At 52.7% G+C, this 21,581-nt stretch carries 21 protein-coding genes; 9 read left to right on the forward strand and 12 right to left on the reverse strand.

Going from position 1 to position 21,581, the window contains the following annotated elements:
* Positions 1-40: 40 nt before the first annotated feature.
* Complete coding sequence (locus H6F67_RS21795; protein WP_190768753.1) at positions 41-2,122, reverse strand: NAD(P)/FAD-dependent oxidoreductase; 2,082 nt, start codon at positions 2,120-2,122, stop codon at positions 41-43.
* Positions 2,123-2,251: 129 nt separating this feature from the next.
* Here H6F67_RS21795 and H6F67_RS21800 point away from each other — a divergent pair, with 129 nt between their 5' ends.
* Positions 2,252-2,485: a hypothetical protein gene (locus H6F67_RS21800; RefSeq protein WP_190768754.1), complete on the forward strand. Its 234-nt coding sequence runs from the start codon at positions 2,252-2,254 to the stop codon at positions 2,483-2,485.
* Here the strand turns inward: H6F67_RS21800 and H6F67_RS21805 are convergent.
* The gene (locus tag H6F67_RS21805; RefSeq protein WP_190768755.1) at positions 2,482-2,898 is read right to left on the reverse strand and encodes a hypothetical protein; all 417 of its coding nucleotides are present in this window, start codon (positions 2,896-2,898) and stop codon (positions 2,482-2,484) included. The two genes, H6F67_RS21800 and H6F67_RS21805, sit on opposite strands and share 4 nt — an antisense overlap.
* A 104-nt stretch (positions 2,899-3,002) precedes the next feature.
* Here H6F67_RS21805 and H6F67_RS21810 point away from each other — a divergent pair, with 104 nt between their 5' ends.
* Both H6F67_RS21810 and H6F67_RS21815 read left to right on the forward strand, forming a co-directional pair.
* Complete coding sequence (locus H6F67_RS21810; protein ID WP_190768756.1) at positions 3,003-3,740, forward strand: ROK family protein; 738 nt, start codon at positions 3,003-3,005, stop codon at positions 3,738-3,740.
* Between the two features lie 12 nt (positions 3,741-3,752).
* Complete coding sequence (locus H6F67_RS21815; RefSeq protein ID WP_190768757.1) at positions 3,753-5,117, forward strand: cytochrome P450; 1,365 nt, start codon at positions 3,753-3,755, stop codon at positions 5,115-5,117.
* 50 nt (positions 5,118-5,167) lie between these two features.
* Here H6F67_RS21815 and H6F67_RS21820 read toward each other — a convergent pair whose 3' ends face one another.
* Positions 5,168-7,162, reverse strand: a complete 1,995-nt coding sequence (locus H6F67_RS21820) for a DICT sensory domain-containing protein (RefSeq protein WP_190768758.1) — start codon at positions 7,160-7,162, stop codon at positions 5,168-5,170.
* A gap of 346 nt (positions 7,163-7,508) precedes the next feature.
* Here H6F67_RS21820 and H6F67_RS21825 point away from each other — a divergent pair, with 346 nt between their 5' ends.
* Together H6F67_RS21825 and H6F67_RS21830 are read left to right on the forward strand one after the other, a co-directional pair.
* Complete coding sequence (locus H6F67_RS21825; protein ID WP_190768759.1) at positions 7,509-8,267, forward strand: HEAT repeat domain-containing protein; 759 nt, start codon at positions 7,509-7,511, stop codon at positions 8,265-8,267.
* Between the two features lie 234 nt (positions 8,268-8,501).
* Positions 8,502-9,095, forward strand: coding sequence for a hypothetical protein (locus H6F67_RS21830; RefSeq protein WP_190768760.1), 594 nt, complete (start codon positions 8,502-8,504; stop codon positions 9,093-9,095).
* Between the two features lie 306 nt (positions 9,096-9,401).
* Here H6F67_RS21830 and argB read toward each other — a convergent pair whose 3' ends face one another.
* The 7 genes from argB to thrC form a co-directional block, all read right to left on the reverse strand.
* Entirely contained in the window at positions 9,402-10,295 is an 894-nt protein-coding gene (gene argB / locus H6F67_RS21835; RefSeq protein WP_190768761.1) for an acetylglutamate kinase, read from the reverse strand.
* A 167-nt stretch (positions 10,296-10,462) separates the two neighbouring features.
* The gene (locus H6F67_RS21840) at positions 10,463-11,752 is read right to left on the reverse strand and encodes a glucose-1-phosphate adenylyltransferase (protein WP_190768762.1); all 1,290 of its coding nucleotides are present in this window, start codon (positions 11,750-11,752) and stop codon (positions 10,463-10,465) included.
* A gap of 158 nt (positions 11,753-11,910) precedes the next feature.
* Positions 11,911-13,923 (reverse strand): pentapeptide repeat-containing protein, encoded by a 2,013-nt coding sequence (locus tag H6F67_RS21845; RefSeq protein WP_190768763.1) that lies wholly within the window; start codon positions 13,921-13,923, stop codon positions 11,911-11,913.
* A gap of 34 nt (positions 13,924-13,957) precedes the next feature.
* Complete coding sequence (locus H6F67_RS21850; RefSeq protein WP_190768764.1) at positions 13,958-14,443, reverse strand: hypothetical protein; 486 nt, start codon at positions 14,441-14,443, stop codon at positions 13,958-13,960.
* A gap of 177 nt (positions 14,444-14,620) precedes the next feature.
* Positions 14,621-15,355, reverse strand: coding sequence for a DUF2996 domain-containing protein (locus tag H6F67_RS21855; protein ID WP_190768765.1), 735 nt, complete (start codon positions 15,353-15,355; stop codon positions 14,621-14,623).
* Between the two features lie 110 nt (positions 15,356-15,465).
* Positions 15,466-15,741, reverse strand: coding sequence for a ubiquitin-like small modifier protein 1 (locus H6F67_RS21860; RefSeq protein WP_190768766.1), 276 nt, complete (start codon positions 15,739-15,741; stop codon positions 15,466-15,468).
* Between the two features lie 41 nt (positions 15,742-15,782).
* Positions 15,783-17,072, reverse strand: a complete 1,290-nt coding sequence (gene thrC / locus H6F67_RS21865) for a threonine synthase (RefSeq protein WP_190768767.1) — start codon at positions 17,070-17,072, stop codon at positions 15,783-15,785.
* A 176-nt stretch (positions 17,073-17,248) separates the two neighbouring features.
* Between thrC and H6F67_RS21870 the strand changes: the two genes are divergently transcribed.
* Genes H6F67_RS21870 through H6F67_RS21880 form a run of 3 tightly spaced genes read left to right on the forward strand, consistent with a single transcriptional unit; the run spans position 17,249 to position 18,107 of the window.
* The gene (locus tag H6F67_RS21870) at positions 17,249-17,650 is read left to right on the forward strand and encodes a hypothetical protein (protein WP_190768768.1); all 402 of its coding nucleotides are present in this window, start codon (positions 17,249-17,251) and stop codon (positions 17,648-17,650) included.
* A 46-nt stretch (positions 17,651-17,696) separates the two neighbouring features.
* Positions 17,697-17,894 (forward strand): hypothetical protein, encoded by a 198-nt coding sequence (locus H6F67_RS21875; protein WP_190768769.1) that lies wholly within the window; start codon positions 17,697-17,699, stop codon positions 17,892-17,894.
* 42 nt (positions 17,895-17,936) lie between these two features.
* The gene (locus H6F67_RS21880; protein WP_190768770.1) at positions 17,937-18,107 is read left to right on the forward strand and encodes a hypothetical protein; all 171 of its coding nucleotides are present in this window, start codon (positions 17,937-17,939) and stop codon (positions 18,105-18,107) included.
* Here the strand turns inward: H6F67_RS21880 and H6F67_RS21885 are convergent.
* Positions 18,098-18,472: a hypothetical protein gene (locus H6F67_RS21885; protein WP_190768771.1), complete on the reverse strand. Its 375-nt coding sequence runs from the start codon at positions 18,470-18,472 to the stop codon at positions 18,098-18,100. The two genes, H6F67_RS21880 and H6F67_RS21885, sit on opposite strands and share 10 nt — an antisense overlap.
* A 109-nt stretch (positions 18,473-18,581) precedes the next feature.
* Here H6F67_RS21885 and H6F67_RS21890 point away from each other — a divergent pair, with 109 nt between their 5' ends.
* Positions 18,582-20,084 (forward strand): cryptochrome/photolyase family protein, encoded by a 1,503-nt coding sequence (locus tag H6F67_RS21890; protein WP_190768772.1) that lies wholly within the window; start codon positions 18,582-18,584, stop codon positions 20,082-20,084.
* 55 nt (positions 20,085-20,139) lie between these two features.
* Here H6F67_RS21890 and H6F67_RS21895 read toward each other — a convergent pair whose 3' ends face one another.
* Entirely contained in the window at positions 20,140-21,462 is a 1,323-nt protein-coding gene (locus H6F67_RS21895; RefSeq protein ID WP_190768773.1) for an ABC transporter substrate-binding protein, read from the reverse strand.
* Positions 21,463-21,581: the final 119 nt, after the last annotated feature.

Consider the following 21,581-nt stretch of genomic DNA (forward strand, 5'->3'; position numbering starts at 1 on the left):
GAAGACCCAGCACCATTCAAACCGCAAATCCGGTTGCTGCCTAATCTCGAACGCCGACTCCTTTTTCTGCCAAGCTGTTTGTCTGATTCGATCGCCGCTCCAGCCGCACCCACTGCTGACTCGGTTGCCCCACGCCATACGTGAGCGCATAGCTGCGAGCCAAAAGCCAAAACCAAAGTTGCGGAGAGCGAGCTTCGATCCAGGCTTGATTCGATCGCGCCCAAGCCGGAAGCCAGCCGAACAGCCAGCTTAAAAGTGCCTCGATCGTAAAGCTGAAGTAGCTGCCCAGCCAGCGCACCAAATCTTTCGTTCCGGCAAGCTGCCAGATCCACAGCAGCAAAGCCGGATTTTTGCTCGCTGCCTTGAGTGCCATGCGGTTGAACGGAATCCAACCCGCTCGGTCTTTAATGAAGCGATCGGCCACTTGCGGATCTTCAGCCGCCAAAATGCCAAAAAACGTGTTTAGCATCGCATTCACCTTTTGCGGCTGCATAAATTTTCCGGTCGGAACCATCATGCCTTTCGAGAACATCCACGTGACTGCGACATTGCTTTGATAGGCACGAATGCGATCGAGATGATGCGCTTTCAGCAAATCATGCCGCAAAGCTGTATCGAGCAAATCGGTTAAGCGCGGCAGATTTCGCACCAGCGAGCCGAAGCCTGTGAAAACCAAGGGTGACTGAAGTGAAGCAGCATCTCCAATGGCAAGGAGGCGATCGAACGCGACACGGCGATCGGTTCCACTCGTGCTGAAGTGACCTGGAATATAGCCGAAGGTCGGCTTTTTCCACTCCAGGGCGTCCATGTCGCAGCGACGATATTCCGGCAGAATGCTGAAAAAATCTTCATACATTTCCAAAAGCGAACCGGGATTTTCGGGATTCACCTGATGGTAGTGGAACAGATAGATCGCCAATTCCTGATCGCGACCGGGAAACAGTTCCCAAATGAGCTGTCGTCCGCGTGAAATGTCGCCGTGCGTGAACAGCACATCGCCATACTGTGAATCCCACACTTCCGGCTCAAAGCCGCGCTTGATCACCGCACCCACAGTGGGACACACACTGTCGAACGCTCGCCCGCCGTTGAGCTGCCACGCGATCGGAGAAGCCGTGCCCATCGCATCGATTAGCAGTCGCCCTTGTGCGGATCGATCGCGCTCTGTCGGTAGATGCGTTGTGTGAATCGTGACGCGATCGCCACCAATGTCTGCCCGCTCAAATTCCGTTTCATCCCAGATTTCGCCGCCTGCCGCCTTGAACTTTTCGCCGCACAGATGTAGAAGTTTTTCGGCATCAATCGCCACGTTCAACACCTGAGGCGTATGCAGAACCGGAGCTTTCGCCACAGCGGGATTGTTTGCATCAAAAAACTTGCTGAATCCATCGACATATTCACGGGCGATCAAGCCTTCAAACTCGGCCACTGTGAACAAACCCAGCGAAATTACGCTTTGAAATTCATCGCGCGAAATGTTCCATTCACGATTCATATAGCCGTAGGGCAAGCGCTCGATCAGCAAGACGCGATAGCCCAATCGCGCCATCACAGTCGCATGAATCACGCCCAACGCGCCACCGACATAGATCAAATCGTAGGAAATCGGAGCGGAATTCGCTTCAGAATCATCTTGCTGAAAAATCACCTGCTTGGGCGTTTGCGGACGGCGGACACTTTCGCGCCAGCGCTGTTCCCACCAGTAGACGCGATCGAGGCTATATTCGCCATTGGGCATCTTTTGGAAATAGCGCACCGTCAGCGGGTAGCGATCGGCCAGTGCCTCAAAAACCGATCGCCCGTTCAAGGCAGGCGGTTCAGGATATTGATGCGGAAATGCTTGCCGCAACTCGCGCTGAAGCTGCTGCAAAATCGCCTTTTCAGACTGGACGGGATTGCCCCAGCGAAACACTTTCAGGTAGGTCGATCGCTGCACCGACCACAGGAAAATCGAGAGTTCTTCCGAAACCCGATTAGATCCAGATGTAGTGTCAAAGCTCAAGCAGCAGCCATCGGGCGTAGGGCGTTTTTGCCCGGCGATCGGCGTGTATTTTTGGTGCAGCCAAGTGAGGACGGCGGCTGTTTCAAAAGTAGGAATTTCGATATAGAGGATTTCTTTCATCAGAGCGATCGTGAATTGGGCAAACTACCTGCCAGTACAGAGTCAACGGGGATCAAAGTGCGATAAACTGCCGATACGTTCAAATAAAAAACTTTACAAGCCTCTCAGAATTTTAAGAAACACACTCCTATGAATTATCCCATTCCCGACAGCCCCCAAGAAATAGTCGCCCTGCGCCAACAGCCAATCGACGAAGAATTGATTGCCGCTGCGATCGCGGGCGTCGTGCAGATCACGCGCTCTCAGGGGCGATCGCTTGAAGACCTCAAGGCGGAAGTCCTGGCCGACGAAGGCGTACTCGATTTTGAATCGCGCCGCCGCCTGAGCGAAATTGTTTCAGACGCTTGGCAGGTCTTGGCCTAATTCGATCGCCCCGAATCAGGAAAGCTGTAGTCAAACGTCAAGTATCGATCTCCGGCATACATCACCACATACCAGATATGCGGGGCAAACTCGAACGGATACGCTTCGCGCTGCACCGTCGCCATGCTGCCGTCCGGTAATTCGACCTCTAGCGGTTGGAGACGGCAGTAAGGGTCGCCCAAAACCGCGATCGCTTCGGCTCTAGCTGATCCTCGTGCCACCTGACTAAACTGCCGCAGCTTCGGACGAGTCATCAAGCTGCTTTCCTGCACGATTTCGATGCAGGGATCAAGGCGTTCGGGCGAAGTTTGGGCGCGGGTGGAAAGAGCGATCGCAAGACTGGTGGCACTGGCAAGCAGCGTTGCAAGCGTCGCGATTCTGCTCAATCTGCTCGATCGATTCAAATTCATCATTTCTTCCATCTTTCTAAAGCACAGAACTTGATTTTGGCATTCTTCAGGACTGCGATCGTGTGGCAGGATCGAAGAGGCATTTGTTCCCGCCAAGAGAAAGAAATATGGCTCACGAGCGCAAAACGCTATCGATTGACATTGGTGGCAGTGGCGTCAAACTGCTGGTGCTGAACGAACAAGGTGAACCACTCACCGATCGCGCTCGTGTCGATACGCCGCAGCCGCCTGTTCCCGAAAAAATTTTGGCGGCGATTGATGAACTGGCGGCCACCCAAAGCGAATTCGATCGCGTTTCGGTCGGCTTTCCGGGTGTGGTGCGAAACGGCGTAGTCTACACTGCCGCAAATTTAGACCCCGCTTGGATTGAGTTTGATCTTGCTTCTGCCCTGTCTAAACAGCTTGGCAAGCCTGTTCGTGCTGCCAACGATGCCGACATTCAAGGCTTGGGCGCAATCTCCGGGCAAGGCGTTGAACTGGTGTTGACGTTGGGAACCGGACTTGGTTCTGCCTTGTTTGTGGAGGGCAAGCTGGTTCCGAATTTGGAAATGGGGCATCATCCCTTTCGCAAAGGCGAAACCTACGAAGAACAGTTGGGACGCGCTGCCCTCGAAGAAATCGGCAAACAGCGCTGGAATCGCAGGCTGGAAAAAGCGATCGCTCAGCTCGATCGCTTGTTTAATTTCGATCGCCTGTATTTGGGTGGCGGCGAGGCTCGCAAGGTCTCGATCGACCTGAACCAGAAAGTTTCGATCGTTCCTAATGTCCTTGGACTGCTCGGCGGAATTGCGCTGTGGCACGATGAACAGGTTGAAACGCTCGCTAGCCCCAACGCTCAAAATTAATTTGCTCTGCTCATGCTGCCTCCTGGTTCGCCGCTTCCTTCGATCGCGCAAATTCTGCGCCTGATTGCTGACCCGACTGGCTTTCTCGATGATTGCGCCCGTCGCTATGGTGATTCGTTTACGCTCAGGGTTTTAGGCAAAGAACCGCCTGTTGTGTTTTTCAGCGATCCCGATGCGATCGAAGCAATTTTTACCAGACTCAGCGATCGCTTGGAACTCGGTAAAGTAACGCATGTCTTTCGTCCCCTTGTCGGTAACGAATCGCTGATCATGCAGGATGGAGTGCGCCATCAGCAGCAGCGGCAGATGTTGATGCCTGCGATGCACGGCGATCGCCTGTTGCAGTGTGGGCAATTAATTTGCGACATAACCCAAGATGTGATCGATCGCTGGCAGCCCGGTGAAATTAATCTGCAAGCGTCGATGCTCGACATTTCGCTAGAAATTATTGTGCGCGTTGTGTTTGGCATCGAACCGGGCGATCGCGCTCAGCGGCTGAAGCTGCTCCTGCATCGCCTGATGGAAGACATCAACTCGCCTTTGTATTCTGTGCAGTTCTTTTTGCCGCCGCTTCAGCAAGATTTGGGCGCGTGGAGTCCCTGGGGAAAATTTGTCCGCCTGCGACAGCAAATTGACGAACTCATCTACGCCGAAATTGCCGATCGCCGCCGCCAAGAGCGCGATCGAGCCGACATTCTCTCGATGCTCTTGACCGCTCGCGATCGATCGGGCGAACCGCTCAGCGACGTGGAACTGCGCGACCAACTCATGACGCTGCTTCTGTTGGGGCATGAAACGACTGCTTCCGGATTGGCCTGGATTTTCTACTGGCTCTGTCAGAATTTGGACGTGCGCGATTGCTTGCTGGCCGAACTTGACGCATCAAACCAACCGCCTGCCCAGCTTGCTCAGCAGCCTTATCTAACCGCAGTTTGCAAGGAAGCGTTGCGTGTCTATCCGATCGCCTTGATCTCGCAGCCTCGCGTGGTTAAGCAGTCGATCGAACTGGCTGGCTATATGTTCGATCCGGGTGCGGTGCTTGTGCCCTGCATTTACCTCGCGCATCGTCGCGCCGCAACCTACGCCAGCCCAGCGCAATTTCAGCCCGATCGCTTCCTGACGGGCAAACTGTCGGCTTACGAATACTTGCCGTTTGGCGGCGGGGCGCGGAGCTGCATCGGCGCAGCGTTAGCCCTGTTTGAAATGAAATTGATGCTGGCGACGGTGTTGCGAAACGTGGAACTGGAGGCGATCGAGCCTTTGCCGCCTGCTCGCCCGACTCGACGCGGAATTACCTTTGTGCCGCCAAGCCGCTTTCGGTTAGCGATGAAGAAGCGATCGCTGTCCGCTCCGGTTGCTCGATCGCTTGTTGATTGAGGCGTCGATTCAGGCAGCAGCCAGCGGGCAGAAAATAGCCTTCCGACTTTCTAGCTCAGCGTTGCTTGGTTGCGCGTCGATCGCCGTTTGCGGGCGGGCAACGAGACCCGATCGCCATCTTGGGCGGCTTTTGGCGGAGCGTCTTGAGCGATCGGCAAGGTGAAGTGAAAGCGACTGCCGCGATCGCGTCCGTCGGATTCTGCCCAAATTTGGCCGCCGAGTCCGAGGATGATTTGGCGACAGATGGCGAGGCCGAGTCCTGTTCCGCCGACTGTGCGCCGCAGCGAGCCTTCTTCTTGATAGAAGCGATCGAACACGGCTTCGAGGCGATTCGGTTCAATGCCGCGCCCGGTGTCGCGAATGGTGACTTCGAGCATTGTGCCGCTGTTTGGGTGAGCTTCGATGATCACTTCGCCTGCGGGGGCGGTGAATTTGCAGGCGTTGTCGAGCAGTTTGGACAAGACTTCGACGAGCCATTCGCCATCAGCACGAGCGGGCGGCAGGCTGGGCGGAATCTGCGCGGAAATTCGCGGCAGGTCGCTTCCGTTTTGGCGAGCGCGGAGGCTGCTAAGCGCCAGATCAACGCATTCATCCAGGGCGATCGCCTCCAGATGCCATTCCACGCGACCGCTTTCCAGCCGCGACAGCGTGATGAAGTCTTGAACCAGCTTTCGCATTCGTTCGGCATCGGCCAGCGCGGTGCTGAGCATCACCTGCTGCAACTCGATCGGCATGTCGGGTTCTGCCGCCAAACTTTCTAGGCACACTTGAATGGTGGAAAGCGGCGTCCGCAGTTCGTGTCCGGTAATTGCAATTAAATTGCTGCGGGTGCGATCGAGCGCTTCAAGCTGCGAGTTGAGGTCTTCCAAGTTGGCGTAGGATTCGGCCTGAATCAAAGCGACACCAAGCTGAGTAGCGATTGCTTCGATAATCTCCAGATCGTCTTCAGGCCAAGCATGAGCGCCCGCGCAGCTTTGCAGTTCCACCATGCCCAACAGCCGTCCCTGATAGATGACCGGAGCCAGCACCCAAGCGTGAATTTGCCAGCGATCGAGTAAGGGCTGAACGGCAGTCAAATCGTACTCGCTGTTTTGCGTGTCGGCAATCGCAATTAGTTCTTGCCGCTGGGCGATCGTTTGAAAGAGCGGATTTTCAATCAGCGGCCAGGTTTGTCCGGCCAGGCTGGAAATGCTGTCATTCTTGACATATTCTTCGGCAACGATCGCCGTGTCATCGTCGGCATGACAGCGATAGACGAGGGTGCGGCACACCTGCATGGCCTGACCCAATTCGCGCACCGCCACTTTCAGGATTTCTTGCGGGTCAAGCGATCGCCGAATTGCCGTTGCGATCGAGTTCACCAAGCGCTCTTTGCGCTCTTGGGCAGCGATCGATCGGTAGGCTTTTAGCAGCTTGTACTGTCCAGCCTGCAAATAGGTGATCAGCCGTTGGGCGAACGGGTCAGTATCGACTTCGCGCACGCCCGCAGGCAAATCGACCAAAAACTGCATTTTCGCCTCGCCAACTTTGGCGGCAAGTTCTGGACGGTAAGCCAAAACGCGATCGAGCAGCAAATTCGCGGCGGTTTGAGCGACTTGGCGATCGAACGTCCAGATGCCCTCAAAGCGGCGAATTTGGTCGGCGGGCAATCCGCTTGCTTCTTCTGGCATTAAGCGTTCCCGGCAAATTAAACAGGCGGAATATTGCTGGCCGATCACAACCAGGTGCCATTCTTGGCTGAGCGCGTCGCTGGGGTCGAAGGCGATCGTTTCATAGTCGCCGGATGCGTTTTGAAAATTCGTTTCGGGTGCAGCCAAGACATACACTTGCGGCGTCACTTCTGCGATCCGCAAATAGCGATGCGCTTCTTGACGATAAAATCGCTCCTGCTGAAAGTTAGCAATCACGAGCGGCTGCGTCGTGCCTGCAAGCACCTGATCTTCCATCGCGTGCGACAAAGCCGTGAGGGAAGACTTGAAGTAAAGCTGCGATCGCAACCGAGGCAAGGCTTGCAGCAACTCTTCTAAAACAGAAGGAAGTGTCATCGAGCGTGTTATATCGTCCGATTTGAAGTGCGCCTCGCGAGGAAAAACTGCGAAGCATTCGCCATTCGTTGAGGACGGGCGATCGTCCCGGAGCAAAAACAGTTGCAGATTGAAGTTGACTGCTTTTACATCCCCTTCCTATTCTCAAGCAAAATCGGCTGGTTTGAAGGCAAAGTTTGCGATCGAGTGTTAGGGATCAGGGGTTGGCGGTCGGTCAATCCAAACAGTCGCTTTCCTGCTGTCCTCGCTTTTGCCTGCTGCCGCGATCGATTTTTGACACTCCTTCTGGCGGATTCTTCGCCGCCACGCGCCACAGGGGGAAAACCTTTGCTGTAAAGTTGACAGTATGTATGACGATGATGACTTCACAGTTCTAGAAGCCGAAATTGAGGCTGGCAGCCCGCTCGACCACATGGAAGCGCTGAGCGAGGAAGAAGAAACTGCTCAGCCTGACCCGGATGCAATGCTGCTGTTGCTCGATGCTCCGCAAAATCAGCAGCGGATGCTGGCGGCGCGGGCTTTTTGCGAACTCGAAGACGATCGCGCCATTCCTGCCCTGATTCGCCTGCTGAGCGATGTTTGCCCGCTAATTCGCGTCAGTGCCGCTTACGGTTTGGGACGCAATCCCAGCGCGGATGCGGTCGAACCGCTGATCGCGCAACTGGGTCGCGACTGGAACGGCTATGTGCGAAAAGGCATCGTCTGGGCGTTGGGCAACTGCCGCGATCGCCGCTCCCTGCCTCCCCTCATCGACGCCCTCAAAACCGATATTTCTGCTGTCCGCCTTTGGGCTGCAAGTGCCCTCGCACAAATGGCAAACGTCGGCTACGAAACGATTATTGTGGCGATGCCGCCGCTGATCGAAGCGCTACGACAAGACCCGGAAGCCGCCGTGCGAAGCAATTGTGCGTGGTCGATCGGCCAGCTCTGCCGCGAACTGCCTTCCAATGTTGTTTATGCGACGGCGATCGATGCCTTGATCGAAGCATTTGCCGAAGATGAAGAACTTGGCGTTCGCGAAGATGCCCGAACCGCCATGCTCAAAGTCGGCGATCCGCGAGGCTTACAGGTAATTGAAGAAATCGAGCGGGACGGTTTGCTGTAGGAATTGATGGTTCTTGGGGGCGATCGAATTTTGCATTCCGGGATGTTACATGGAAACTTTCTGCATATTCACCTATTCCGGGACGCTATGCGGAAATTTTCGGCATAATGAATTGTTATGCCGCAGGGCGATCGGGAGAAACAGTACTCGAAGTTTATCTGTTGATAACCAAAGTTGAGTGCTTCGAGGCTGTCTGTGAGATGATGCTCTCAGTTTGCTGGTGGAGTGTCACAAATGGATGCAGAACCTAGCCCAAGATTAGAATACCTTTACAAAGAGTATGCAAGACTGAGTGATAAAGCAGAAGAAGTGATAAAAAGTGCATATGATGATTTCAAGTTACTTGGAGTAGTAGGAGCAGTCATCATCATTTGGAAACCAGTTTCTGAAGTCGTCTTGCCCGCAATTCCAAAGTTTGATTCCACTCTTTTCCTACTTTTAGGCTTCTTAAGCTTGTTAGCAGTTCTAGGACTGATTTTATTCTCAAATTTGATTAAGCAGTCTTATGCATGGTACTTTGTTCGCAACTTACAAGCTTATGAGATAGAGATCAAAAAGGAGTTAGGTGAAGGAGAAAATTCACAAGTTTTTAGTTTCAATATTGGCAAAGAAGAAGCAAAATTTGTTACAGCATCTTATCGTTTAGCATTCAAAGCAACGCTACTGTCAGGGTTCTCTGTTGTGACTTTGTTACCATTTGTGATTTTGTGTTACTCAAATATTTTTTATGCAATACTCTATGCATTAATATCTTTTCTTGGTCTCACGATATATCTACAAATTTTTAGAAGAATGATGAAACAATATTTCAACAATAAACTTTTATAAGTTGAGTTCAAGCAGTACTGTGAAAAACTTGGAATTGGTAGATATGGAAAAAAGAACATTGCTTGAGCAGTTTAGCAACACAAGTTCAGCAAAGCGGCATAAGATAAACCCGGTCGGAGCGGACTGTTGAAAGCTGTTGGTGAGGATGCAAAGAGCAGCGATCGCAACCTCTCCCCCTCAAACAAATCAGCTTCCGATCAGCACAAATCACCAGTGAATCGATCGTTTCTGGCGCGGTGAATTTCTAAGTTGGTCGCGGTGGCGGCTAGGAGATTTGATCGCAAGGTGCGATCGAATCGCTCTGCTTCAAATCGTGAATTCCGAGGCGACCAGTTTCGAGCCAATCCCCGCATCGGTGAAAATTTCCAGCAAAAGCGCGTGGGGAATGCGTCCGTCGATGATGTGGGCAGCGCGGACTCCTTGGGCGAGCGATCGCACGCAGCAGTTCACTTTCGGAATCATGCCGCCACCAACGACACCTGAATCGATCAAGTTGCGAGCCTGACTGATATCGAGCGTGGAGATCAGCGTGGTCGGGTCGCGATAGTCGTGCAAAATTCCCGCTGTGTCCGTCATCAGAATTAGCTTCTCGGCTCCCAAAGCGGCAGCCAGCTCACCCGCCACGATGTCGGCGTTGATGTTGTAGGCTTGTCCGGTTTCGTCTGCCGCCACGCTTGAGACAACGGGAATATAGTTGTTTGTGACTAGGGTGCTCAAGATGTTGGCATCCACGCTCGTCACTTCGCCCACAAAGCCGATCCCTTCTTGTCCGGCAGGACGCGCCTTGAGCAGATTGCCGTCTTTGCCGCACAGCCCGATCGCAGACCCGCCCGCCTGATTGATCAGTTCGACAATTTCCTTGTTGACGCGCCCGACCAAAACCATTTCCACCACGTCCATTGTCGGAGCATCGGTGACGCGCAGGCCGTTCTTAAATTGCGCTTCAATGCCCAACTTGCCCAGCCACGCATTGATTTCGGGACCGCCGCCGTGAACGACGATCGGACGCAGGCCAACGCAGGCGAGAAACACAATGTCGCGCATGACGGTGGCTTTGAGGCTGCTGTCTTTCATCGCTGCGCCGCCGTATTTAACGACGATCGTGCGTCCGGCAAACTGCTGAATGTAGGGGAGTGCTTCGCTCAACACGCGCACTCTGGTCGCTTCGGCCTTCCGAATATATTCGCTCGTGGTGTCCATCCGCTCAGGCAAAGAATACAAAAATTGTTCTTGTGCAGTGTAACAGGTGTAGATCGCAAAAACTGTTCGATCGATATCCGTACAGCTCTGGGTTTGAATAAAACGCACAACAAACAAGAGCCGCATTGCTCGCGGAGGCGATCGTGCGGCTCACTGCAATTCATTTCTTAGATAATTGTGCCGTCTGGAATCGTTGCGCCCTTGATGATCACCACGATGCCGCTGCGAATGTAGAAACCAAGATTTTCGCGTTCGGCTTCTTCGGTCCGGTCTTTGTTGATGATTTGCACATCGCAGCCGATGCGGGCATTTTTATCGACGATCGCCCGCCGAATTGTGGTGTTTGCGCCGATGCCGATCGGAATTTCTGGGCTGCTGCAATCGGTGGCGCGTTCGGCAAACGGGCTGTAATAGTCTGCGCCCATAATCAGCGCATCTTGAATCATGCATCCGGCTTCGATGCGGGTGCGGATGCCCAAAACCGAATGGTGCACCTGACAGTTTTTGAGGATGCAGCCTTCACTGATCATCGATTCGGTGACGTGCGAATCCAGCAGCTTCGTCGGCGGCAGATAGCGCGATCGCGTGTAGATCGGCGCTTTTTCGTCGTAGAAGCTAAATTCGGGTCGCGGCTGATGCGTCAGGGCAAGGTTGGCATCGTAGAAGGCTTCGATTGTTCCAATATCTTCCCAATAGCCCCCAAACAGGTAGGCTTGGACGTTGAGGTCTTGGGCGCTAGCGGGAATAATTTCTTTGCCGAAGTCGGTTTTGTCGGGTGCGGCTTGCAGCAGATCTTTGAGGACTTGCTTTTTGAAAACGTAGATGCCCATTGAGGCAATGTAGGGCATCTGCTGAGCTTGGTCTGCCGAGAGTCCTAAGACGGTTGTATCGACCGCCATTTCCCGAAGCGCATCACCCTTTGGCTTTTCGCTAAAGTCAACGACGCGCCCGGAACCGTCAATTTTCATTAGGCCAAAGTCCGAGGCGCGTTTTTCGTCCATCGGCACGACCGAGATTGTAATGTCGGCATTCGTTTCGCGGTGGCGATCGACAAACTGCTTGTAGTCCATGCGATACAGGTGATCGCCAGAGAGAATTAGATATTCATCCACGTCCCACTCTTCAAACAGCCACAAGTACTGACGGACGGCATCCGCTGTTCCCTGAAACCAGTTGGGATTTTCGGGCGTTTGCTGCGCGGCCAGCACTTCCACAAAGCCTTCGCTAAATCCAGCAAAGCTGTAGGTGCGCGAGATGTGGCGATTGAGTGAGGCGGAGTTGAACTGCGTCAGGACGTAGATTTTGTAAATCTCAGAGTTGATGCAGTTGCTAACAGGAATATCGATCAGGCGATATTTGCCTGCCAGCGGGACAGCAGGTTTTGCCCTCAGCTTCGTGAGCGGATACAGTCTTGTGCCTGCACCGCCGCCCAAAATGATCGATAGTACCCTTTTCACTACAACCTGCCTGCCTATTGCTTCTCATCACCAGTGTCGAACGCCGTGCTCCCGTTTGCAAGCGACCAAAGACAGAAAAAGCAATTTGACTGTCTGATTTGGCGATCGCTCACCCGCACCCGACTTCATTATCCAGGCAAGAGGTTAACAGCAGACGATCAAAGCGCAAAGATTCCGGTCAAAGCAGGCAGCAAGGTTTTCATTGCTTCCGCAAGCTGACTGGCATTGGTGAGGCTGCTCGCCAAGCCTTTGAGGGCATTCACGGCCATTGTGCAAAATTTCGTGGCGCGCTTTTCCGGTGGTTTGCTGCCTTCCTCGGCCAAGGTGGAAACGGCTTCGAGGGCTTGCTGTTTCTGGTCAGGCGTGAGGACGCGATCGCTCTCGATCGCCGTTTGCAGCTTTGCCAAGATCTGCACGAGTTCTTGTGCCTCTGTCGTTTTGATATCGTGCAACTGCTGAATCGTATTGCTCACCTGTCCGCTCAAATCACCCAAAGTCACGCTTGAACCCGTCATGCCGCCGCCGATGCTGACGCGCCCGCCGCTCGACATATCGACGTTGCCGCCTGCGCTGACGTTCTGATTGCTGTTTTCCATAATGTCGCCTGCTTGATCCATGAGGTAAATGCGATTGCCTTCTCCTTGAATCAAAACTTGGCCTTTGGTTTCCGCAATTCCCGTCACCAATCCTTGAATAAATTTCTGCTGCTGGTCGCGAAACTGCGTGAGTCGATTGATCTCTTCGTCTTTCGCTCTCAAAACAAGTTCATATCCCGATTCGATCGCCAGCATTGCTTCTTGATAGTGTCCGGTCATCTGCTGATGAATTGCTGTTTTATTCGTCTCCAAGGACACGCCAACTTTGGCAACTACCACGCCATCGCCTTTGTTTTCAATGCTGCGAACTGCAAGATCAAGCCCTTCGTGATCGATCGCGGTTTGCGTGAGTGAAAAAGCAAAGGCTCGCCAGTTGAGACCATTTTGGAAAATGAGATCGATCGTGTCTCGAATATCCGTCACCCACTTCTCAAATTCTCCTGGCAAAAATTCACCGCTGTCCGGTTTTGGCTCTAGAAAATGTCCACTGGGACTACGCTTTAGATAGACTCTTTTACACTCAACTTTAGTAAATCGAGTGTTGTGATTGATATTCCAATCTTGAATGCAGGCGTCGGTAAGATTTGCGCCAGATAGATCGGCATCAAGCAGTTGCGCTCTCACTAAAATGGCTTCTCTTAGATCGGCTCCTCGTAGATCTGCACCACGTAGATTTGCATCTGTGAAATCTTCTGCATAACCACTATCTTTAGTTGTTAAAAGCTTTCTAATTTTGGGATCTTCGAGAATTGTTCCCTCAGTACGAGCAAGCTCTAATCCTACTACACCTGAAAAGCTCGATCGTGTAAGATTTGTTTTTCTCAAGTCTGTGTAGCTTAAGTCTGAATTGTCAAAACGAATGCCGCTTAAATCTAGTCCATAAAATGAAGTTGCTCCTATTGATGACCAAAAGAATGCTTTACTGGTAATCCATTTAAATTTGGGTGCGTAATTGATTGCTTTCTTGCAGATTACAATAGAAGCAAGAACGATTGTTAATGCAATAACTGTAGCTGTTGCTTTTGAGAAAATACTTGGCAAGTCTGAATACATAAACATTACTACTATTGAACAAGTGGCAGTTGCAATAGCGGCAGACTGACCAAGCTGATTGCTGATCAGTGAAACAAAAGTAATAACCGTAGCAATAACAACGCAACCACTCCAGGTAAAAATAATACTTAGTAGAAATTCGATGATATCTACCCAAACACTTATTAACCCTGGTAGCAAAGCAGTAAAAGAGCTGCATACTACTGTCAGAATTATCAAAAACACAATGAACTTGAACTCTAGCCCATAAAGAACAGTCAATATGAGTGTTACTACAAACGCAGAAATCTCGAAAAACGAGATAAAAACGTCAAACTCATTGTTGAATGTTGGTTTGATGATAAGTCCAATAAGACCTTCAGCCGCAGTAAAGGGCAAAAGGCTACTTATACATATGCCAAAAATTCCAAAGAGGAAAAGTAGAAATTTTTGATGAAATTTATGACCCGCCTGTACATTCTCAAAATTTTGTTTTACTTCTCTAAATCGCTTACCTCTGATACTTCTTTTAGTAGCTGTCATCTTTGCGGTCAATGCATCGCTTAAATCAAATTCTTTATGAACATTCTTCAGTACAATCTTGAGGAGGGCGAATCAGAACACAAGCAGAACATCTAACGAAGTCCTCCGTAGCAAGCAAGCGGTCACGAAGTGCAGTAGTACCTTCAATTTCAATATTGAAGTCTCTACCTTCAGCGGCAGGCGCTTCGGCTTCTGGCCTTTCACGCCTTTCTGGAGCTACATCAACCTCTGTTTCAAGAACCGGATGAGATACCCCCCGTTGACGTAGTAGTTCTACGATTTTGTCTGCTAACGCGATTTTCAATTCTTCAGAGACAAGTAGGCTTGTAGCAGGCACTTCTAGGGCTTTTGCAAGACTCACCACATCAGCTAGTAAATCAGGCGTAATCTCCTCAAAAGGTACAAATGTTTTTAGCTTTTGAACAACATCAATTGAAACACCTGATACCTTGTGAAGTAGCAGTTCTGTCCTTTCCTCAGATAGCTCTTGTAGGCGAAAGCTAAGATTTCCTGTAGCCATTCTGTTTTTCCTGCTGGTTTACAAGTCGATACTACCTCTCCTTCCCAACCCACCCCGGAAATTACCGAAAAATTTAATTGAAGGATAATCTTTCGTAACAGATAGACAGAAGGACGCAAAAAACTCCAGCAAAGCTGAGGCTCGGCTGGAGTCGATCGAAGCTAATTTGATTGTCCGCTAATTCATCACCAGCCACTTTTGGCCGTTGAGTCGCTGCAAGGTGTAGAGCAGCATCAGATCGAGCGAAACTTTGCGCTCGTCGATCATGAACGACTCCAGCAGGCTTGGTCTGGCTCCGTATTCGGCACAGCAAAAGACTTTTTGGGCGTTGATGTCTTCTTTGAGGAAGCCGATGATAAACTGCCGCTGGCCGTTGTTCCAAAAGCCGATCACCTGCCAAATGTCGGTATCGTCAACACCACGCACAGGCAATTTTTTCTTCACCAGTTCCAGCTTCAGGTCTGTGATGCCCTGATTCGACAGGGTTTTGGTCAGGCTGGGCAAAAAGTCTTGATTGATAAATTCCGCAAACGGCTTGTCTTCCACTGCGGGCGGACGTTCTTTTTTCGCTTTGGCGGCGGCTTTTGGCGCTTTGGCAGGTTTGTCCTCAGTTGAAGCGGTTTCGATGCCTGCTGGATCGCCTTCGACTTCGGATTTGCCTGCTTTGGCAGCGCGAGACGGAGCGCGACCTGCGGGACCTGTCGCTTCTTGGTCAGGTTTGTTGGCTGAGGGCAGCGAGCTAGCCGTTGCTTCGGAAATGCTGTTGATGTTTTCCTGGATGACCGTTTCGGTGTCGTCTTCTTTGCGCTTGCGGTTTTCTTGAGCCGGATCGGGAGGCACGGTTCCCTCAGTGCTGGGGGTGGGAGCAGCCGACTCAGAGCTATTGGGAGACTGATTCTCTTCTTCTGGCATGGCGAAACGATAAGCGCAACATTCCTAATAGTAAAGGGTTGACTCGCCGCAGAACACGATCGATCGGCAAATCAACCCTTGAATCTTTCAATGAGAGCAATCAGGTCAGCTTAGCCGCCTGCCACAGCCGGAACGATACTGACTTCATCGCCTTCTTTCAAAGCGGTATTTGCGCCATCGAGAAAGCGGATGTCTTCGCTGTTGACGTAGAAGTTGACGAAGCGGCGCAGTTGTCCTTGGTCGTCACACAGTCGGGCTTTGATGCCGGGACAGTTCTGCTCAAGCGAATCGAGCAGTTCGTTGATCGTGCCGCCATCACATTCGACGGTGGCTTTATCCTGCGTGAATTTTTGCAGCGGTGTAGGGATGAGAACTTTGACAGTCATGAGAGTTGGCAATTGAGAGAGTCGGGTCGTTGTTTGCGAATCTAAACCAAAACTTGCTGCCATTCAAGGCGATCGAGCGTTTGCGCCCGTTCCCAAGCGCGTTCAAAGCTGTCGAGTTTGGGTTCAATGGTGAGCGGTTCACCGATGTAGCCTTGGACGGCTTCTTGGGTTTTCAGGCCGTTTCCGGTGATGTAGGCGACTGTGGTTTCGTCGGGATCGATCTTTCCGGCTTCGACCAGCTTTTTGAGAACGGCGATCGTCGTGCCTCCGGCGGTTTCCGTAAAGATGCCTTCAGTTTCGGCCAGAAGCTTGATGCCGTCGATGATTTCGGCATCACTGACCGAGGCGATGTTGCCGTTTGTTTTGCGGGCGATTTCGAGCGCGTAGACGCCATCAGCCGGATTGCCGATCGCGATCGATTTGGCGATCGTGTTGGGCTTGACCGGATTGATGAAGTCGCGACCTTCGGCAAAGGCTTGGGCGATCGGGGAGCAGCCGTCAGCCTGTGCGCCGCTGAAGCGGACGGCTTTTTCGTCCACCAGACCCACTTTGATGAATTCCTGGAAGCCTTTATAGATTTTGCTGAACAGCGATCCGGATGCCAGAGGCGCAACGATGTGATCGGGCAGTTGCCAGCCAAGCTGTTCGGCCACTTCGTAGCCTAAGGTTTTCGAGCCTTCCGAGTAGTACGGACGCAGGTTAATGTTGACGAAGCCCCAGCCGTGCGTGTTGGCGACTTCGCAGCACAAGCGGTTCACCTGATCGTAGTTGCCCTGCACGGCCATCACGGTTGGGCTGTAGATTAAGGTTCCCAACACTTTTCCGGCTTCCAGATCGGCGGGAATGAACACGCAGCAGTCGAGTCCGGCATGAGCGGCGATCGCTGCCGTCGAGTTTGCCAAATTGCCCGTGCTGGCGCAAGAAACAGTCGAGAAACCCAGTTCGCGAGCGCGGCTGAGCGCAACCGAGACGACGCGATCTTTGAAGCTCAAGGTCGGCATGTTGACCGCATCGTTTTTGATGAACAGGCGCTTCAGACCCAGGCGGCGAGCTAAGCGATTGGCCTGCAACAGCGGGGTCATTCCGGTGCCGACATCAATATAGTTGTCGGTTTGGACGGGAAGGAACGGACGATAGCGCCAAATTGAGTTGGGGCCAGCTTCGATCGTCTGCCGTGTCACCGTCCGCTGAAGCTGGCTGTAGTCGTAGCTGACTTCGAGGGGGCCAAAACAGTATTCGCAGACGTGCGTGGCCTTGAGTTCGTATTCCGCTCCGCATTCTTTGCAGGTGAGCGCGGTTGCTGCGGTTGTGCTGTGGGTTGCCTGAGTCATAGATTGAATCGACTGGGTAAAATTGCTTTTCTCATTGATGAAACTGACGGTAGCACGAGCTACAATCACCGTCAAATATACCCGACTATTTTTATCGGGTTTAAGTTTTTGAAACGGGTCAGGGGGCGATCGGTCAGCGTGTTACTTCTGAAATATCAGTTGTGAGGAAACTCGTGATGCTAATTTTGCAAAAGACCGCTTTGTTTGCGATCGCGTCTGGCCTGCTGTTCACCAATCTGATCAGCAACCGTGCAATTTCTCAGCCCGTTGAACCCAATCTGGGCACTTTGTCGCTGACCTGTCGCGGCACCATTCAAAATTCAGTGGATTTCACGGCGTTCTATACTCGCGAGGGCGGCTTTAATCGTGTCGAATTTCGTCCCCGCACTTCTACCAACGTTCTCACCTCAAACCTGAGATACAGCGGCAAAAATACGCGAGGACAAGGCATCTGGCGCGGCGCGGTGGCTGCTGCGGCGGATGTTGTTCTCGTGCATCTCTCCGATCGCCCCGTGCAATCTGGCGATCAAGTCTCGATCGGCTATGACGGTCGCTGGGGACGGGCAACCTGCCGATAACGGAAGCAGCTATGCGCCTCAAAGTAGCGGCGCATGAAGGCATACAATGAAAAGCGCACAGGTTGCCCTCAAAGCGATGCCTTCAGACCCCAGCAAAGCGATTCAAATTAAAGTGACGGTTTCAAAGCCGATCGCCGATCGCATGAGAAAGATCGCGAAACAGCGGGGAATGCCAGTCAGTCAACTGATGCTACAGGCAACCATCAACGCGCATCCGAGTTTGCTGGAAGACGAACAGGTGTAGTGCAAGCCATACAATGAAGGCGCACAGGTTGCCTTGCCAGTGATGACGCTAGATCCAGAAAAATCAATTCAAATCAAAGTCACGGTTCCGCGTCCGATCGCCGATCGTATGAAGAAGATCGCGAAACAGCGGGGAATGCCAGTCAGCCAACTGATGTTACAGGCAACGATTAATGCTTATCCCAGCTTGATCGAAGACGACGATCAAGAGTGATGCCGTCTGAGGAACGCTTGCAGATCTGACAGCAGATCTCGCAGACGGGCAATCAGTTCATCGACATCGGTTAAATCTTCTCCGACTTGCAAATTTACCTCCGGCAAACCGATCGCCCAAGCCGTTTCAAGCGCACGAGTCAGCGTTTCTAGACTCGCTTTCGCATCCGGCAGGCTCTCAGCCAGCGGTCGCAGTTGATCAATTCGATTGACGATCACGATTTCGCTTGCCGCGATCGTGACGGCTTTTGCATAGTCGGACAATCCGTTTGTTCCGAAAGTCGCTGCTGCCGTTGTCACAAAATCCAGTTCGATCGAATCTAGCTTAATTTGTAGCTCCATCAGCGTTTGCCCAGTGTTTTTCAAAGCCTACTACAAATACTGCTAAAAGACCTACTAGTATTCCAAAAAGACCTACCTGAATCACACTCGATCGAATGTTCTATCCTGAAAGTTTTCAGTAGAGGATCGATCGATGAGCGTTGGCGTTTGGGTTTTGGGCGATCAGCTTTGGACAGGACAGGCCGCGCTGCAAGCTTGCGATCGCCATACGCCCGTCTTGATGATCGAATCGATCGCCCATGCCCAAGAGCGACCGTTTCACCTGCAAAAAATCGTCCTGGTGTGGTCAGCGATGCGCCACTTTGCCGAAGAACTGCGATCGCAAGGCTGGCAGGTGGATTACGCGATCGAAGAAAGCTTCGAGGCTCCGCTGATTCAGTGGATTCGCGCCCGACAAATCACCGAACTGCGAATTATGCAGCCTGTCGATCGCCCGTTTCAGCAAATGCTGCAAGCGTGGGAACTGCCCTGCAAGGTGTCGATCGTGCCCAGCAACCGCTACATCTGGCAGGACGACGAGTTTGTGAATTGGGCAAAATCGCGCAAACGATTGATTATGGAGGATTTCTACCGCGAAGGTCGCCGCCGCTTCAATATTCTGATGGTCGGGGATCAGCCGAAGGGCGGCAAGTGGAATTTCGATCGCGACAACCGCAAGCCGCCGAAAGGTAAGCTCACTCTACCGGAAGCGCTGTGGTTTGAGCCGGACAAAATCACGCAAGAGGTGATCGACTGGATTAAGAACGACGATCGATTTGCCAAAAGTCAGGAATACTGGTCGATCGAGCCGTTCCGCTGGGGCGTGACCCGCAAGCAAGCGCTACAGGTTTTGGAATTTTTCATCGAAACCAGACTTTCAGATTTTGGCCCCTATCAAGACGCGATGGTGACGGGCGAGCAAACCATGTGGCACGCGATGCTCTCGCCCTATCTCAACATCGGTTTGCTGCATCCCTTGGAAGTGGTGGAAGCCGCTGCGACTGCTTATGAAACGAATTCCCACTGGGACTTGAGCAGCGTCGAAGGATTTGTGCGGCAGGTGATGGGCTGGCGCGAATATATGCACGGCGTTTATGTGTATGCCGATGATGACTATCGCGATCGCAACTGGTTCGGGCACGATCGCCCCCTCCCCGGCTTTTTCTGGACAGGCGAAACCGAAATGAACTGCCTGCATCAGATCATTTCGCAAGTCCGCGAAACCGGATACGCCCATCACATTCAGCGCTTGATGGTGCTGAACAACTTCGCTTTGATCTCAGGCATTTCGCCCCAAGAAATCGAATCTTGGTTTCACGCCGCCTTTGTTGATGCGTATGACTGGGTGATGCAAACGAACGTAATCGGCATGGGGCAATATGCGGACGGTGGCCTGCTCGCCTCCAAGCCCTACGCCGCCAGCGCCAACTACATCAACAACATGAGCAACTACTGCCGCAACTGCACCTACAGCCCCAAAGTGCGAACGGGCGATCGCGCCTGTCCGTTCAACTTTTTCTACTGGAACTTCCTCGATCGCCATCGCGTCCGGCTGAAAGACCAAGGCCGCATCAGCCTGATTCTGCGAAGCCTGGAGCGCTTTTCCGATGAGGAACTGGCGGCAGTTCGGCAGGAGGCGATCGATTGGCAGGAGTAGGCGATCGGGGATCGGGTGTTAGGTGTCAGCAAAACACCCGATCCCCGACACCCCTCTACGATCCACCAACCGTAATCTTGCTCTGCACCTTCAAGCTGCCGTCGTCTGCGATCGTCCAGACATCATACGTGCCCGTCACGTCGCCATTTTCGTTCAGGTCAAGTGAACCGCTAGCGCCGTCAAAATCAATGTCTTGGCCTGCGCGAACCCGTTCCAGTGCTTGACAAACATCGGTCACTTTCTCACCGCCGCTGGCAACTTCGCGCAGCTTGTCGCGAATGGCTTCGCCCGTGTTGGATTTGGCAGCTTCGGCAGCAAGAACCAGCAGGGCGGTGGCGTCCCAGGTGTTCGGGTCGTAGACGGCAGGAGCGCGATCGAACTTGGCGCGATACACCTGGTTGAACTGCTCGAATCCGGGGCCGCCTGCGCTGGGAGCCGTACCGAGAACACCTGCTGCGATAAAACCACCGTCACCCGTTTTGCCGACGAGGTTGGCGAGATCGTTGGTTTTCATGCCGTCGGTGAGCAAAATTTTGGTATTGCCGTCGAGCAAGCCTTGCTCTTGAGCCGCTTTCAAGATGATGCTGCCTGTTTCAGGGTACGCCACGATCATCACGGCATCTGGCTTTTGGCTAAAAGCCGAGGTGACTTCCGAATCGAACGTGGTGGCATCGGGTGCGTAGCTCACCGGATCAGATTTGTTGACGACCGTGCCGCCCAATTTTTCAAATGCAGCGGTGAACGACTGCGTTAGGCCGTTGCCATAGTCGTTGTTGATCGCCAGAATCGCTACATTCTTGAAGCCTTGCTGCTGCGCCAATTGCGCCAGCGCATCGCCCTGATAGGTGTCGGGCGGAGCCGTCCGCGCCCAGAAGCCATCAAAGTCACCTTTTTCCGCTCGTTCGGTGAAGACGGGGCTGGTGCTGGCAGGAGAAATCTGCATCACCTGGTTGCGGACGGCGATATCGACGATCGCACTCGAAACCGAACTTGCCGCCGCGCCCACCACGCCACCGACGCGATCGACCTCCGCCAATTTGGTCATCCCTGCGGCTCCGGCAGACGGCTCAGTTTGGTCATCTTCCGAAATAAGCTGCACAGGCTGACCAAGTGCGCCGCCGCAGGCATTCACCGTTTCCACGAGCAAGCTGGCCGAATCTTGCATTGGCCCGCCATACTGCGCCAAATCTCCGGTAATTGGCAGCACGGTTCCAAGTTTGAGTGCACCATCTCCTCCTTCGGCAGCAGGACTGCTGGCTTCACCGCTGGTTGATTCACCACCGCTGTTCGGGGCAGATTGGCAAGCTGACAGCAGCAGCAGCAGCGAAACTCCAGCGGTCAGCGGGCGCGTTACGAATTGATGGAAATTGCGTTTCATTGTGAGGATTTAGAAGTGAAAAGGGCAGCGCAGACAGAATTTTTAAGGAATGCAAACAAACCTCTGCTTGCTGAATCAACAAGTACACCGCATCGATCGCCAAGCTCCGCTCAGGTAGC

It is taken from the genome of Microcoleus sp. FACHB-1515 (assembly GCF_014696105.1).
Taxonomy (GTDB): Bacteria; Cyanobacteriota; Cyanobacteriia; order Elainellales; family Elainellaceae; genus JAAUTJ01.

Excerpts from the sequence above, each read along its gene's own strand:
- H6F67_RS21795 (WP_190768753.1), bottom strand. The coding sequence starts at position 2,122 with ATGAAAGAAATCCTCTATATCGAAATTCCTACTTTTGAAACAGCCGCC.
- H6F67_RS21800 (WP_190768754.1), top strand. The coding sequence starts at position 2,252 with ATGAATTATCCCATTCCCGACAGCCCCCAAGAAATAGTCGCCCTGCGC.
- H6F67_RS21805 (WP_190768755.1), bottom strand. The coding sequence starts at position 2,898 with ATGATGAATTTGAATCGATCGAGCAGATTGAGCAGAATCGCGACGCTT.
- H6F67_RS21810 (WP_190768756.1), top strand. The coding sequence starts at position 3,003 with ATGGCTCACGAGCGCAAAACGCTATCGATTGACATTGGTGGCAGTGGC.
- H6F67_RS21815 (WP_190768757.1), top strand. The coding sequence starts at position 3,753 with ATGCTGCCTCCTGGTTCGCCGCTTCCTTCGATCGCGCAAATTCTGCGC.
- H6F67_RS21820 (WP_190768758.1), bottom strand. The coding sequence starts at position 7,162 with ATGACACTTCCTTCTGTTTTAGAAGAGTTGCTGCAAGCCTTGCCTCGG.
- H6F67_RS21825 (WP_190768759.1), top strand. The coding sequence starts at position 7,509 with ATGTATGACGATGATGACTTCACAGTTCTAGAAGCCGAAATTGAGGCT.
- H6F67_RS21830 (WP_190768760.1), top strand. The coding sequence starts at position 8,502 with ATGGATGCAGAACCTAGCCCAAGATTAGAATACCTTTACAAAGAGTAT.
- argB (WP_190768761.1), bottom strand. The coding sequence starts at position 10,295 with ATGGACACCACGAGCGAATATATTCGGAAGGCCGAAGCGACCAGAGTG.
- H6F67_RS21845 (WP_190768763.1), bottom strand. The coding sequence starts at position 13,923 with ATGACAGCTACTAAAAGAAGTATCAGAGGTAAGCGATTTAGAGAAGTA.
- H6F67_RS21850 (WP_190768764.1), bottom strand. The coding sequence starts at position 14,443 with ATGGCTACAGGAAATCTTAGCTTTCGCCTACAAGAGCTATCTGAGGAA.
- H6F67_RS21855 (WP_190768765.1), bottom strand. The coding sequence starts at position 15,355 with ATGCCAGAAGAAGAGAATCAGTCTCCCAATAGCTCTGAGTCGGCTGCT.
- H6F67_RS21860 (WP_190768766.1), bottom strand. The coding sequence starts at position 15,741 with ATGACTGTCAAAGTTCTCATCCCTACACCGCTGCAAAAATTCACGCAG.
- thrC (WP_190768767.1), bottom strand. The coding sequence starts at position 17,072 with ATGACTCAGGCAACCCACAGCACAACCGCAGCAACCGCGCTCACCTGC.
- H6F67_RS21870 (WP_190768768.1), top strand. The coding sequence starts at position 17,249 with ATGCTAATTTTGCAAAAGACCGCTTTGTTTGCGATCGCGTCTGGCCTG.
- H6F67_RS21875 (WP_190768769.1), top strand. The coding sequence starts at position 17,697 with ATGAAAAGCGCACAGGTTGCCCTCAAAGCGATGCCTTCAGACCCCAGC.
- H6F67_RS21880 (WP_190768770.1), top strand. The coding sequence starts at position 17,937 with ATGACGCTAGATCCAGAAAAATCAATTCAAATCAAAGTCACGGTTCCG.
- H6F67_RS21890 (WP_190768772.1), top strand. The coding sequence starts at position 18,582 with ATGAGCGTTGGCGTTTGGGTTTTGGGCGATCAGCTTTGGACAGGACAG.
- H6F67_RS21895 (WP_190768773.1), bottom strand. The coding sequence starts at position 21,462 with ATGAAACGCAATTTCCATCAATTCGTAACGCGCCCGCTGACCGCTGGA.